The organism is Enterobacter sp. D2 (assembly GCF_034427575.1).
GTDB lineage: Bacteria > Pseudomonadota > Gammaproteobacteria > Enterobacterales > Enterobacteriaceae > Enterobacter > Enterobacter cloacae_M.
Genome location: NZ_JAXQPP010000001.1, coordinates 2,159,330 through 2,172,199, shown reverse-complemented (window position 1 = coordinate 2,172,199; position 12,870 = coordinate 2,159,330). Strand labels below are relative to the sequence as shown.

Here is a 12,870-nt window from a genome sequence, read left to right as displayed (position 1 = left end):
AACATGAGGTCACAATGGATAACCGCAAAATCAACCGACTGCGCCGCTGGGCGCGGGAAGGGATCATACTCGTTCTGCTGACGCTGGTCGTGGTGTGGGGCGTTGATCAATATAGAAAACCGACACTCCCCGCCAGTTTTAGCGCAACACCAATGCAGAGCATCGACGGTAACATTCACGATATCTCGGCCCTGAGTCAGGAACGCCCGCTGCTGATTTACGTCTGGGCCACCTGGTGCAGCATATGCCGTTTCACGACGCCTTCCGTTAATCAGCTGGCAGAAGAGGGCGGGAACGTGATTAGTATTGCTATGCGTTCCGGTGATAACGCAAAGCTTGAGCGCTGGGTTGAAAAGAAACAGCTGAAAATGCCGGTGATAAACGATGAAAACGGTGCGTTGTCGCAGCAGTGGCAGGTGAGCGTAACGCCGACGCTGGTCATTGTGTCGAAGGGGAATGTGGTCAGCACCACGACAGGCTGGACGAGCTACTGGGGATTAAAATTAAGGATGTGGTGGGCAGGCGTATAAAAATAACCCCTCTCCCGGCGGAAGAGGGGTGTTGTATTACTTAGCCAGAACTTCCTGCGCGGTGCGCTCAACCAGAGACAGCAGGATTTTAATATCTTCCAGCGTCACGGTTGGGTTCAGCAGCGTCAGCTTCAGGCAGGTGACGCCGTTGTGCTCGGTCACACCAACGTTCGCACGGCCGGATTCCAGCAGCGCATCACCAATTTTCTGGTTCAACAGGGCGATGCCCGCGTCATCCATCTGAACCTGTCCGCGGAAGCGGAACAGAACGCTTGCCAGCTGTGGCTGCATAACCAGTTCCAGAGCAGGCTGCTCTTTCACGTAGGCCGCAACCTGCTGCGCCAGGGTCACGCCGTGATCGATGATCGCCGCGTATTGCTCCTGACCCAGCGCTTCCAGGCTCATCCACAGCTTCAGCGCGTCAAAACGACGGGTGGTCTGCAGAGATTTGGACACCAGGTTAGGCACACCCGCTTCTTCGTCGAACTCAGAGTTCAGGTAGGCCGCCTGATAGCGCATCAGCTCATAGTGACGCGCTTCTTTCAGCAGGAACGCGCCGCAGCTGATGGTCTGGAAGAACTGCTTGTGGAAGTCCAGGGTGACGGAATCCACCAGCTCGATGCCGTCCAGGTAGTGACGATACTGCTCAGACATCAGCAGCGCGCCGCCCCAGGCCGCATCAACGTGTACCCAGATGTTCTGCTTAGCGGCCAGCTCTGCAATTGCACGCAGCGGGTCAATAGCACCGGCATCGGTTGTACCTGCCGTTGCGACGATCGCCAGAATCTGCTCGCCGTTCGCGTTGCACTGCTCAATTTTCGCCGCCAGATCGGTCAGATCCATGCGGGAAAATTCGTCCGTTTTCACCTGCACCACGGACTGGTAGCCCAGACCCATCAGCGCCATGTTTTTCTGCACGGAGAAGTGTGCGTTTTCGGAGCACAGCACGCGAATTTTGCGCAGATCTCCCACCAGACCGTCCTGCTGAACGGAGTGACCCTGACGCGCGAAGAACGCATCGCGAGCCAGCATCAGGCCCATCAGGTTGCTCTGGGTACCGCCGCTGGTGAAGACACCTGCGTCGCCGGCCTGATAACCCACGCGGGTACGCAGCCACTCGATCAGCTTGATCTCAATAATGGTTGCGGACGGGCTTTGATCCCAGGAGTCCATACTCTGGTTAGTGGCGTTGATCAGCACTTCCGCCGCCTGGCTTACCACCAGGCTTGGGCAGTGCAGGTGCGCCACACACTGCGGGTGATGAACGGACAGGCTGTCTTTCAGGAAGAACTCCACGGCGCGTTCAATCGCCGCTTCGTTGCCCAGCCCTTTCGGGTTGAATTCCAGCTTAATACGGTCGCGCAGTTCTGCGACCGTTTTGCCCTGGTACATCTCAGGCTGTTTCAGCCACTGCATCACAGCCTGAGTGCTTTGTTCGATCGCCTGCTGATAAGCTTCAATGCTCTGCGCAGAGGAGAACAAAATTGGGTTTGAATCAGACATCGTAATCAATAACTCCGGTTACGCCGGGCGAACGCCCGCAGCAAGCAGTGCCTGCTCAAATTTATCCAGGAAGATTTTCAGCTCTTCGTCGCTGATCAGCAGAGACGGCAGCAGACGCAGAACGATACCGTTACGGCCACCGCGCTCCAGAATCAGACCGGCTTCGAAGCACTTCTTCTGAATCAGTGCAGACAGCTCGCCGTCGCCCGGGAAGCAGCCCATGTGGTCAGCGGCTTCGTGTGGCTTAACGATCTCAATACCGATCATCATGCCCAGGCCGCGCACGTGGCCGATAACAGGATAGCGTTTCGCCATCTCTTTCAGCTGGCCTTTCAGCCATTCGCCCTGTGCAGCCACTTTGCCTGCGATGTTCTGGTCTTTCAGGATTTTCAGCGTCGTCAGACCGGTTGCCATCGCCAGCTGGTTGCCGCGGAAGGTACCGGTGTGGTGACCTGGCGCCCATGCGTCGAACTGCTTTTTGATACCGAGCACGGCCAGCGGCAGACCGCCACCTACGGCTTTAGACATCACGATAATGTCTGGCTCAATGCCCGCGTGTTCGAAGGCGAAGAATTTACCGGTACGGGCAAAGCCAGCCTGAACTTCGTCGAGGATCAGCAGAATGCCGTGTTCCTGAGTCACTTTACGGATGCGCTGCAGCCACTCAGCCGGAGCCGGGTTCACGCCGCCTTCGCCCTGAACGGCTTCCAGAATCACCGCAGCAGGTTTACGCACGCCGCTTTCAACGTCGTTGATCAGGTTATCGAAGTAGTAAGTCAGCGCTTTCACGCCCGCTTCACCACCGATACCCAGCGGGCAGCGGTATTCGTGCGGGTAAGGCATGAACTGCACTTCTGGCATCATACCGTCAACCGCTTCTTTCGGAGACAGGTTGCCGGTCACGGACAGCGCGCCGTGGGTCATACCGTGGTAACCACCAGAGAAGCTGATGATACCGCTACGACCGGTCACTTTTTTCGCCAGCTTCAGCGCCGCTTCAACGGCGTCAGCACCGGATGGACCGGTGAACTGCAGGCAGTACTCTTTGCCCTGACCAGGCAGCAGAGAGAGCAGGTATTCAGAAAACGCGTCTTTCAGAGGCGTAGTCAGATCCAGTGTATGTAACGGCAAGCCGCTGGTAATGACATTTTGGATGCTTTTCAGCACATCAGGATGGTTATGGCCAAGCGCAAGGGTCCCCGCGCCTGCTAAACAGTCAAGGTATTCTTTATTATCTGCATCGGTGATCCACACGCCTTCTGCTTTAGTGATGGCTAAAGGCAGTTTGCGCGGATAACTCCTGACGTTAGATTCAAACTCGGCCTGACGGGCCAGATAGGTTTCGTTGCTTTTGTGGGCATCTACGGTGTCAATACGGACTTTATCCGTCATCATATCACTCCTACAACCGCCGCTTCGTTATGAGCCACGATTGAATAAAAAGTTAAAAAACAGATGGGGGCCTGAAAAAAACGCCGCCAATATAGAGCCTTTTGCCACGGGGCTCAATGGTTAATTTGTTTACTGTTTTGTGACATGGCGCTCAGGGGAAGAGATATCCCCTTTTTAAGAAAGAAAATTGCGCTTTATGATAAAGAAAAACAGACAGTTACGTGTGTTCTGTCCCGACTGTAAATTCATAAAAAAGAGTGTGACAAATCGTGCCATTCGCTGACCAAAAAGGAGGCAGACAGCCTCCTTGTTAGCTTTATTTCTGCGACACCTGCAAAATGCCGTGGTTACGCCCCGTCGTCTTATTCCAGGACGCCGCCGTAATGCCGTTCTCATCAAGGCTTAGCGATATAACAAAACCATTACCGTGAATCTCATAGAAATGAGTATTCAGACGTTTCACGATGGCCTTTTTGCCGTTAATGGTGGCGTCAAGAAAGCCGTTTGAAATCGTGGCGTTAACCGCATCCGATGTGAAAGTGGCTTCACGCAAAGGGTCGTGGACCGCAGCTGTTGTGTGCTGTGCCGCATTTTGGGCTTTTGTTTTGTGAATATCACAAGAGCCGTCATTCGCATTCATCTCAGTACATCCTGAACGTTCTAATTGAGCACGATAGTGCGCGTTAATCGCATGAGCCGGTGTTGTCGCTACCGTCAACATCAGTGCAATCCATATTAAATGAGTTTTCATGGCTAAACTTTTGTCCACCTTATAAAACGCACAGATAATAAGAGACGTACATCATGCCGATCCAAATACCGACACCAATGAGCATCAGATACAGGGTCGCTGAAATAATGATATGTCTGAGCATGTTTTTTCTGTCATCGCTATTCTTGCCGGAGGCAAGCGGGTTATTAACTTAACGGCGTCAGTTAATAATGCTTAAGTTGTATTTAGTTAAAAGCCCATTCCGACGTCAACTGACGCCCCCATATTATTGGCGGTATCATCAGAGAAGCTCACTTTCGCGATGACATGTGAACTAAAGTTAACGGATGCCCCGACGGCAAGGGCGCTTTCATTATTGTACGTTGCACCGCCAGCAGAGAACATAACATGCTGATTCGTTTGTACCTGCGGTAAACCTGCCATCGCCATGGCGCCCGAGATACCGGCGTTGGCCTGCTTCTTATTATTATCCACTTCCTCATGCAATGATTTGAATTGCTGATTGGTGTTGTTATTCATTGCCTGTAACGTCTGCTTTGTTGCCTGAAGTTCCTGAGCGGTGGCGGTAACAGCCTGGGTATTATTAGCCACTTTAGTTTGCGTTGCTGCGTCTACCTGCATGTGCGTCACGGTGGTCGTCACGCCATCTTTACCATCTACGCCGTTAGTGGGTTTAGGGGCATTTTCCAGGCTGTCAAGACGGTTATCTTGCACTTTGTTAACGTTTTCCATATTGATAATTTCTGTGCCGTTCGTCATAACGCCCTGTAAAGCCGCATCGCTTTTTTGATTGGCAGTATCTGCAAGCGCGCTAGCAAGCAAGGCTTTTTGGTAAGCGTCATTTGTGGCTTGCTCAATAACCAAAACACCTAATTTAGTGGATTGAAGGTCGCTATCCACCTGCGTTAAGCGATTTTCAGTTGAGAGATCGCGAGCAATACTATCGACCCTGTTTTGCGTAATTTGGTCTTGATGGTCATTCACAATATCTGTGATTGATGCGTCATCCCAAACGGCAGCAGCAGCGTTGGTAATATTCATGGCGCTACCGGCGACCACCCCAAATACAAAAACAGGAATAACAGATTTATTGAAAAGTTTCATTCGAAGGACTCACATATTAACGTATAAAAAAACAAAATTAAGCAGAACAGTTTTGGCTTTAGTGGCGTGTGGATATCTGTATTTCCGTATGTCAATACTGGATATTCGATGCCCGGACCTTTTTTAGTAGCGTGAATAAACTATCGATTAAACCCAAATTGATAATTTTGATCTAAATCATAAATGATATGAATAAATGAAAGGGCAGGGTGCTGTATCGAGGAGGTTTATTTAATGTATACATTAACTTATGGATTGTGCGATAAATCAAGGGAAGCGTTAAGCTATTGATGAAAGTACAAATGTTTAATAGAGTTAAATAAATTAGTACTTTCTTATTCTTTCATGCGAAAGAAGTTTATCTATCTTATAAAAGCGGAATGAGCACGTAATAAAGTTTTTCAATAACGTATTAACAATTACTGAACCAGAATTAACTAAAGCGTAATAAATGTTGGCAAATGACGGGAAAGAGCGTCTGGAGATTTCCGCTGTGACAAACGGCGTGATAAATCGAAACTCCTTGCGCCTGGCCTGGGCCCGCGGTTACACTACATAACGTTAATGAGTTTTATAACTTACTGTTTTAAAAGTATTTTGACTCGGGGTGCCCTTCTTTGTGAAGGCTGAGAAATACCCGTATTACCTGATCTGGATAATGCCAGCGTAGGGAAGTCAGATGCCTTCCCGGTCATCGCTTCTTCACGCAAGGCAGGAGCGAACCCATGCAGCCTGACCTGCTCGATTTACGCGTTTTACACCACTTCCGAACCCGTTCTCCGCTGACCCACTGTATGACCAACGATGTCGTACAGACCTTCACGGCCAACGTTTTGCTGGCGCTTGGCGCATCACCCGCGATGGTGATTGAGGCCGAAGAGGCTGAACAGTTTGCCGGCATCGCCGATGCGCTGCTGATTAACGTTGGTACGCTGACCTCGCCGCGTGCCCAGGCGATGCGTCGGGCAATAGAAAGCGCGGTGGCTGCAGGCAAGCCCTGGACGCTGGACCCGGTTGCCGCGGGCGCCCTGACGTTCCGCACCCGTTTTTGCCATCAAATCCTTGCCCTGAAACCGGCTGCCATTCGCGGCAATGCCTCCGAAATTCTGGCCCTTGCCGGAATGAGCGCGGGCGGACGCGGCGTCGATACAACCGATACCGCAGCCAGCGCGGCGCCCGCCGCACAGGCGCTGGCTCGCCAGACCAATGCCGTTGTGGTCGTCACCGGAGAGGTGGATTACATCACTGACGGGCAACGCACCCGCACGATAACGGGCGGCGATCCGTTGATGACGCGCGTAGTGGGAACCGGATGCGCGCTTTCTGCGGTTGTGGCGGCGAGCTGCTCGCTGCCTGGCGACCGGATGGATAACGTCGCTGCCGCCTGCGGATGGATGAAGCGAGCCGGAACGGTGGCCGTTGCGCAGTCACGTGGGCCCGGCAGTTTTGCCAGCGCGTTTCTGGATGCGCTCTATACGCTGGAGGAGCAGGCATGAAACGGATTAACGCCCTGACCATTGCCGGCACCGATCCCAGCGGCGGCGCGGGTATCCAGGCCGACCTCAAAACCTTCTCGGCCCTTAGCGCGTACGGCTGCTCGGTCATTACCGCGCTGGTGGCGCAAAACACGCGCGGCGTGCAGTCGGTCTATCGTATCGAGCCGGATTTTGTTGCCGCGCAGCTGGATTCTGTGTTCAGCGATGTGCGCATCGATACCACCAAGATCGGCATGCTGGCCGAGACGGATATTGTGGAAGCGGTGGCCGAGCGGCTTAAACGCTATCAGGTGCAAAACGTGGTGCTGGATACCGTCATGCTGGCGAAAAGCGGCGACCCGCTGCTCTCCGCCTCCGCCGTGGAGACGCTGCGTACAAAGCTACTGCCGCAGGTGGCGCTTATCACGCCCAATCTGCCGGAAGCCGCCGCGCTGTTAGGCACATCGCATGCGCAAACTGAACGCGAGATGAAAGCGCAGGGAAACGCGCTGTTGGCAATGGGCTGCGGCGCGGTGCTGATGAAAGGCGGGCACCTGGATGATGCCGAAAGCCCGGACTGGCTGTTTACCCGCGACGGCGAAGTACGCTTTACCGCGCCGCGCGTGCAGACCAAAAACACCCACGGCACGGGCTGCACGCTCTCCGCCGCGCTGGCGGCGCTGCGCCCGCGGCATGACGGCTGGGCCGATACGGTGCGCGAAGCGAAAACCTGGCTCTCGGCGGCGCTGGCAAAAGCCGATACTCTGGAAGTGGGTCACGGTATTGGACCGGTTCATCATTTTCATGCATGGTGGTAACCCAGTATACTGGCAGGAAACACCACGCCTGAGAAAACAGAGATGGAACAAGCGCATACCCGGTTAATCGCTCAACTGAATGAACGGATCGCCGCGCCTGACAACACGCCGCTGTACCTGAAATTTGCCGAAACGGTAAAAAACGCGGTGCGCAGCGGGGTGCTGGAGCACGGGAATATTTTGCCCGGCGAGCGCGATCTGAGCCAGTTAACCGGGGTGTCGCGCATCACTGTGCGAAAGGCGATGCAGGCGCTGGAGGAAGAGGGCGTGGTGAAGCGCTCCCGTGGCTATGGCACGCAAATCAACAATATCTTTGAATATTCGCTGAAAGAGGCGCGCGGTTTTTCCCAGCAGGTAGTGCTGCGCGGCCAAAAGCCTAATACGCTGTGGGTCAACAAGCGGGTGGTGAAGTGCCCGGAAGAGGTCGCAAACCACCTGTCGATTCCTCCGGACAGCGAGGTCTTTTTGCTCAAGCGCATTCGCTATGTGGATGACGATGCGGTGTCGATTGAAGAGTCCTGGGTGCCGGTTGGCCTCATTCCCGATCCGGATGCGATTGGCATTTCGCTGTACGACTACTTCCGCAGCCAGAATATCTTCCCGCAGCGCACCCGTTCACGGGTTAGCGCCCGCATGCCGGACAGCGAGTTTCAGGCGCACATTAAGATGGACGAAAAAATACCGGTGCTGGTGATCAAGCAGGTTGCGCTTGACCAACAGCACCGGCCGATTGAGTACAGCATCAGCTACTGTCGCAGCGATCTATACGTCTTTGTGTGCGAGGAGTAATTCCTCACGAGTCGGGGCGCAGTCCCCGCCGCGGTGGCTGACTACCCAGGACGCCACAGCGTTCCCCAGCAGAACGGCGTCTGCCAGTGACCATCCCGCCGCCAGCCCGGCAAGCGTGCCGCCCGCGTGGCTGTCGCCAGCGCCAATGGTGTCCACAACCGTCGCCGGAAACGCCGGAACAACGCCCGAGACGTCACCGTCATACCATGTGGCGCCGTCTTTATCATGACGCACAATCAGCGCGGCGCCGAAGCGCTGCTGCCACTCCGCACCCAGGTTTTCAGCCGCTACGCCCAGTCGTTCGGCTGCGATCTCCGCTTCCTGACGATTGAGCGACACGATCGGCCTGCAGGCCATAATCCGCGCCATCAGCGCGTCGGGGATATCCGCGATGCGAGGGCCGAAATCGATAAACGCCGTCACGTCCCGCAACCCCTCCAGCCAGCGTGTCAGCAGCTCGCCGCACGGCGAGGCCAGCTGGTAGCCGGATAAGTAGACCAGGCTCTTCGACGGGATGTTAAGCACATCAAGCCAGCGCTGCTGCCACTGGTTCTCCACGCCGCTAAAGGACATAAAGGTGCGCTCGCCGTCTGGCTCCACCAGCGCCAGGCACCAGCCGTTATCGCCGGTTTCGGCCTCGATGGCGCTGTGCAGATCCTGCTTCGCCATGGCGTTGCGGATGATGTCCGCCCATACCCCGTGACCAACGGGCAGGGCGTTTTGCGCTGTAATGCCGAGCCGCTTCAGGGCGATGGCGATATTCAGCGCGCAGCCGCCAATATTCACGCCCTGCTGTTTGAGCTCGATATCGCACCCGCGCCAGGGCAGGGCGTAGGCGTCGGCGATGACGTCTATCACCGCCGCGCCCAGCACCGTCACCGGGCGCGTGGCGTGCAGGGTGTCGAGACGTTGGGCAAATGAACTCATACGCCCTCCCTTTGCTCCCGGTAATGCAGCAGTTTCTCGCTATAGTGGCCGAAATCGAGCCGGTTGACAGCGTCGAGTTCGGCTTTGAGCGCCGGGTCAATCGCCTGCACGCCATGGAGCGCGCCGCAGATGGCCGTCGCCATCGCGCCAATAGTGTCGGTATCGCCGCCCAGGTTGGCGCATAAAATGGCGCAGCGGTTTGGGTCGGTTCCCGCCAGTTCGACCATCGCAATGGCCGCCGGAACGGACTCAATGGTGCTGGTTCCGGCCCCCACAAGCTGGTAAACCTGCTCGCTGGCGGACTCAACCCCGTTGGCTTCCCGTACGGTCTTAAGCGCCAGCTCAATACGTGCCGCCAGCGACGCGCTGAAGGTGGTGGTTTTCGCCTCCTGCGCGTAGCGGGCGATACCCGGCAGCGCATCGACGATGTTCTGCCAGCTTTCGCCGTCGACGGCGCGGGAAATCGCCCAGGCAATCACCACCGCGCCGGCAATAGCGAGGTCGGATTTATGGGTCGGGCTGGAGGCCAGCGCCACCTGCTCAACAAAGTGTTCCAGACGCGTGGCCGGGAGCAGGCAGCCCAGCGGGGAGGCGCGCATCGCCGCCCCGTTGGTTACGCCGTTGTTGTCCAGTTCGCTAACCGGCTTGCCGTCGCGAATCGCATTAAGCGCGATTTTGGAGGTCGGGCCGAGCACGTTCTTATTAAACGCGTCGAAATCGAGCGCCCAGCGCAGAATATGCTTGCCGATAACGTCCGCGTTAATCTCCCCGTCGCACTCGATGAGCGCGTCCGCCAGGCACAGCGCCATTGAGGTATCGTCGGTGAACTCTGCCTGTTGGAAATAGCAGGCCGCATTATTCTCTGCCGGGCCGGGTAAAAAGCGGTCGATCCAGCCGAAGTGCGCCTTGACGCGCTTTCTCGGCCACAGCTCCGACGGCATGCCCATCGCATCCCCTAACGCCTGCCCGTAAAGGGCACCGAGAACACGTTCTTGTTTCATTTAACTTCCCCTTGTGTCAGCGCGGCATCGCTATCAACCACCTCAATTGCGGCGATCTCTTTATCCGATTCGCGGAAAAACAGCATAAACAGCACGGCAATCACGGCAATCATGATTGCACCAAACGTCCACATTCCGGCCCAGTTGAAGGTCAGCCCATTCACCGGCTCTTTGTATGCGAACATTTTTTCCATCATCACGCCGCCCAGGCGGTAACCCAGCAGGCTACCAAAGCCCTGGCAGCACAGCGTAATCAGGCCCTGCGCGGCGGTGCGCATGTGCACCGGCGCTTTTTTGTCCACGTAGATGTACGCGGTGACGTAATAGAAGTCGTAGCTTACGCCGTGCAGCAGAATGCCGAGGAACAGCAGGGCGTAGGTGAAGTACTGTTCCGCTCCGCCGTAAACGAAGAACCCGTAGCGGATGGCGGCGGTAATCAGGCCCAGCAGTAAGACCTTCTTAATACCAAAGCGTTTGGTAAAGAACGGCAGGGCGAGCATAAAGAAGATTTCGGAGAACTGGCCGAGCGTCATCCAGCCGGTGGCGTTTTTCATCCCCACTTCGGTGAGATAGCCGTTGGCGAAGATGTAATAGAAGGCCAGCGGCATGGCGAACAGGAACGAGCAGAAGAAGAATACGAGGAAGTTTCTGTCGCGCAGCAGGATCAGCGCGTCCAGCCCGAGCATCACTTTGAAGTCCAGCTTGCCGGTACTTTTCGGCGGGGTGTTCGGCAGGAACAGGGCAAAGACGCCGAGCAGGGCGGAGCTGGCGGCCGTCATCAGCAGCGGAATATTGGTATCGGAAATATCGCTGTAGCCCAGCATCTGCGGCAGGAACCCGCACGCCAGACCGGAGGCGATCCAGCCGATAGTGCCCATCACGCGGATACGCGGGAAATCGGCCTCGACGTCATCCACGTTCGCGAAGGCAATACTGTTGGTCAGCGCGATGGTGGGCATGTAGGTCAGGGAGTAAACCAGCAGCAGCGGGAAGAAGGTGCTGAACTGGGTTTGCTGTGCGGCGAAGTACATCAGAATCGCGCCGGCAAACATTAGCACCGCCAGCACTTTCTGCGCGGCGAAGAAGCGGTCCGTCAGTGAGCCGACCAGAATCGGGGAGAGGATCGCGGCAATGGCGGTACAGGCGTAAGACCACCCAATTTCCCCCGCGGTAAAACCGCTTTTGCTCAGCCACAGCCACAGCGGCACAAACCACGCGCCCCAGATAAACCATTCAACAAACATCATGAATGACAGTTGGACTTTCGTTTTCATTTTTTAATCCTGCATGTCAGAGAGGGTACGCCTTTAACATACCATTCAATAATACCTTTTAAATACCTTTGTGGCGATTGTTTGATCAATGTAACAGTTTTGTTGTACACGAATCGAGCCAGCAGATTGTGCTGAAAAAAAATGCAAAAGGTGGAAAATCTGTTAAGTCGGTACCAGGCTTAGTCTGCCCATAAAAGATGGGACTGGATAAACACACACCGACACGACGTCGGACTTACGGGAGTATCACATGACTGATATTGCGCAGTTGCTTGGCAAAGACGCCGACAGCCTTTTACAGCATCGTTGTATGACCATTCCAGCCGACCAGCTGTATCTGCCTGGTCACGACTACGTTGACCGCGTGATGATCGATAACAACCGTCCGCCTGCGGTCCTGCGAAATATGCAGACGCTCTACAACACCGGGCGGCTCGGCGGCACCGGGTATCTCTCAATCCTGCCGGTGGACCAGGGCGTTGAGCACTCTGCGGGCGCCTCTTTTGCGGCGAATCCTCTCTACTTCGATCCGAAGAACATTGTTGAGCTGGCGATTGAGGCGGGCTGTAACTGCGTGGCGTCGACCTACGGAGTGCTGGCCTCGGTTTCGCGTCGCTATGCCCACCGCATTCCATTCCTCGTGAAGCTGAACCACAACGAAACCCTTAGCTACCCAACCGAATATGACCAGACCCTTTACGCCAGCGTCGAGCAGGCGTTCAACATGGGCGCGGTGGCGGTAGGGGCGACGATTTACTTCGGCTCCGAACAGTCCCGTCGTCAGATTGAAGAGATCTCCGCGGCGTTTGAGCGTGCGCACGAGCTGGGCATGGTCACCGTACTGTGGGCATATCTGCGCAACAACGCGTTCAAGAAAGACGGCGTGGATTACCATGTATCCGCCGACCTGACCGGGCAGGCGAACCACCTGGCGGCGACCATCGGCGCGGATATCGTGAAGCAGAAAATGGCCGAGAATAACGGCGGCTATAAAGCGGTGAACTTTGGCTACACCGACGATCGCGTTTACAGCAAGCTGACCAGCGATAACCCGATCGACCTGGTGCGCTACCAGCTGGCGAACTGCTACATGGGCCGCGCGGGGCTGATTAACTCAGGCGGCGCGGCGGGCGGTGATACCGACCTGTCAGACGCGGTGCGTACGGCGGTGATCAACAAACGTGCGGGCGGCATGGGGTTGATCCTTGGCCGCAAGGCGTTCAAGAAATCGATGGCCGACGGCGTGAAGCTGATCAATGCGGTTCAGGACGTCTATCTGGATAGCAAAGTCACGATTGCCTGACGGCTCCATCTCCCTCTCCCG

General features: G+C 55.6%; 12 protein-coding genes and 1 riboswitch. Of the genes, 5 read left to right on the top strand and 7 right to left on the bottom strand.

The annotated features are described in order from the left end of the window. The first annotated feature begins 14 nt into the window (after nucleotides 1-14). Nucleotides 15-530, top strand: a complete 516-nt coding sequence (locus SPG90_RS10385) for a protein disulfide oxidoreductase (RefSeq protein WP_063927625.1) — start codon at nucleotides 15-17, stop codon at nucleotides 528-530. Nucleotides 531-566: 36 nt separating this feature from the next. Here the strand turns inward: SPG90_RS10385 and SPG90_RS10380 are convergent, their stop codons facing one another. The 4 genes from SPG90_RS10380 to SPG90_RS10365 all read right to left on the bottom strand — a co-directional run bounded on the left by SPG90_RS10380 (nucleotide 567) and on the right by SPG90_RS10365 (nucleotide 5,262). Continuing rightward, nucleotides 567-2,033, bottom strand: a complete 1,467-nt coding sequence (locus tag SPG90_RS10380; protein WP_126303455.1) for a pyridoxal phosphate-dependent decarboxylase family protein — start codon at nucleotides 2,031-2,033, stop codon at nucleotides 567-569. An 18-nt stretch (nucleotides 2,034-2,051) separates the two neighbouring features. After that, nucleotides 2,052-3,428, bottom strand: coding sequence for a diaminobutyrate--2-oxoglutarate transaminase (locus tag SPG90_RS10375; protein ID WP_014884533.1), 1,377 nt, complete (start codon nucleotides 3,426-3,428; stop codon nucleotides 2,052-2,054). 313 nt (nucleotides 3,429-3,741) lie between these two features. After that, nucleotides 3,742-4,146 carry a hypothetical protein gene (locus SPG90_RS10370; protein ID WP_241238574.1) on the bottom strand — a complete coding sequence of 135 codons (405 nt, stop codon included), beginning with the start codon at nucleotides 4,144-4,146 and terminating at the stop codon, nucleotides 3,742-3,744. A gap of 240 nt (nucleotides 4,147-4,386) precedes the next feature. Then, nucleotides 4,387-5,262, bottom strand: a complete 876-nt coding sequence (locus SPG90_RS10365; RefSeq protein ID WP_241238572.1) for a YadA C-terminal domain-containing protein — start codon at nucleotides 5,260-5,262, stop codon at nucleotides 4,387-4,389. A gap of 593 nt (nucleotides 5,263-5,855) precedes the next feature. Further along, a riboswitch (TPP riboswitch) is annotated at nucleotides 5,856-5,952 on the top strand. Between the two features lie 35 nt (nucleotides 5,953-5,987). Here SPG90_RS10365 and thiM point away from each other — a divergent pair. The 3 genes from thiM to SPG90_RS10350 are packed head-to-tail and all read left to right on the top strand — an operon-like array spanning nucleotide 5,988 to nucleotide 8,344. Continuing rightward, on the top strand, nucleotides 5,988-6,758 hold the full coding sequence (thiM, locus tag SPG90_RS10360; RefSeq protein WP_126303453.1) for a hydroxyethylthiazole kinase: 771 nt from the start codon (nucleotides 5,988-5,990) through the stop codon (nucleotides 6,756-6,758). Next, the gene (gene thiD / locus SPG90_RS10355; protein ID WP_047174532.1) at nucleotides 6,755-7,555 is read left to right on the top strand and encodes a bifunctional hydroxymethylpyrimidine kinase/phosphomethylpyrimidine kinase; all 801 of its coding nucleotides are present in this window, start codon (nucleotides 6,755-6,757) and stop codon (nucleotides 7,553-7,555) included. The genes thiM and thiD overlap by 4 nt, the downstream gene beginning before the upstream one ends. Nucleotides 7,556-7,597: 42 nt before the next feature. Beyond that, a complete protein-coding gene (locus tag SPG90_RS10350; RefSeq protein WP_239632877.1) occupies nucleotides 7,598-8,344 on the top strand; it encodes a GntR family transcriptional regulator in 747 nt (248 codons plus the stop codon). Here SPG90_RS10350 and SPG90_RS10345 read toward each other — a convergent pair. Genes SPG90_RS10345 through SPG90_RS10335 form a run of 3 tightly spaced genes read right to left on the bottom strand, consistent with a single transcriptional unit; the run spans nucleotide 8,318 to nucleotide 11,546 of the window. Continuing rightward, nucleotides 8,318-9,271: a PfkB family carbohydrate kinase gene (locus tag SPG90_RS10345; protein ID WP_322408116.1), complete on the bottom strand. Its 954-nt coding sequence runs from the start codon at nucleotides 9,269-9,271 to the stop codon at nucleotides 8,318-8,320. The genes SPG90_RS10350 and SPG90_RS10345 overlap by 27 nt on opposite strands. Continuing rightward, on the bottom strand, nucleotides 9,268-10,272 hold the full coding sequence (locus SPG90_RS10340) for an ADP-ribosylglycohydrolase family protein (RefSeq protein WP_322408115.1): 1,005 nt from the start codon (nucleotides 10,270-10,272) through the stop codon (nucleotides 9,268-9,270). The genes SPG90_RS10345 and SPG90_RS10340 overlap by 4 nt, the downstream gene beginning before the upstream one ends. Beyond that, entirely contained in the window at nucleotides 10,269-11,546 is a 1,278-nt protein-coding gene (locus tag SPG90_RS10335; protein ID WP_163354002.1) for a nucleoside permease, read from the bottom strand. Before SPG90_RS10335 ends, SPG90_RS10340 begins: the two co-directional genes overlap by 4 nt. Nucleotides 11,547-11,796: 250 nt before the next feature. Between SPG90_RS10335 and fbaB the strand changes: the two genes are divergently transcribed. After that, the gene (gene fbaB, locus SPG90_RS10330) at nucleotides 11,797-12,849 is read left to right on the top strand and encodes a class I fructose-bisphosphate aldolase (protein ID WP_023312424.1); all 1,053 of its coding nucleotides are present in this window, start codon (nucleotides 11,797-11,799) and stop codon (nucleotides 12,847-12,849) included. The last annotated feature ends 21 nt before the right edge of the window (nucleotides 12,850-12,870 follow it).

Coding starts and splice junctions, on each gene's coding strand:
- SPG90_RS10385 (WP_063927625.1), top strand. CDS start 15: ATGGATAACCGCAAAATCAACCGACTGCGCCGCTGGGCGCGGGAAGGG.
- SPG90_RS10380 (WP_126303455.1), bottom strand. CDS start 2,033: ATGTCTGATTCAAACCCAATTTTGTTCTCCTCTGCGCAGAGCATTGAA.
- SPG90_RS10375 (WP_014884533.1), bottom strand. CDS start 3,428: ATGATGACGGATAAAGTCCGTATTGACACCGTAGATGCCCACAAAAGC.
- SPG90_RS10370 (WP_241238574.1), bottom strand. CDS start 4,146: ATGTTGACGGTAGCGACAACACCGGCTCATGCGATTAACGCGCACTAT.
- SPG90_RS10365 (WP_241238572.1), bottom strand. CDS start 5,262: ATGAAACTTTTCAATAAATCTGTTATTCCTGTTTTTGTATTTGGGGTG.
- thiM (WP_126303453.1), top strand. CDS start 5,988: ATGCAGCCTGACCTGCTCGATTTACGCGTTTTACACCACTTCCGAACC.
- thiD (WP_047174532.1), top strand. CDS start 6,755: ATGAAACGGATTAACGCCCTGACCATTGCCGGCACCGATCCCAGCGGC.
- SPG90_RS10350 (WP_239632877.1), top strand. CDS start 7,598: ATGGAACAAGCGCATACCCGGTTAATCGCTCAACTGAATGAACGGATC.
- SPG90_RS10345 (WP_322408116.1), bottom strand. CDS start 9,271: ATGAGTTCATTTGCCCAACGTCTCGACACCCTGCACGCCACGCGCCCG.
- SPG90_RS10340 (WP_322408115.1), bottom strand. CDS start 10,272: ATGAAACAAGAACGTGTTCTCGGTGCCCTTTACGGGCAGGCGTTAGGG.
- SPG90_RS10335 (WP_163354002.1), bottom strand. CDS start 11,546: ATGAAAACGAAAGTCCAACTGTCATTCATGATGTTTGTTGAATGGTTT.
- fbaB (WP_023312424.1), top strand. CDS start 11,797: ATGACTGATATTGCGCAGTTGCTTGGCAAAGACGCCGACAGCCTTTTA.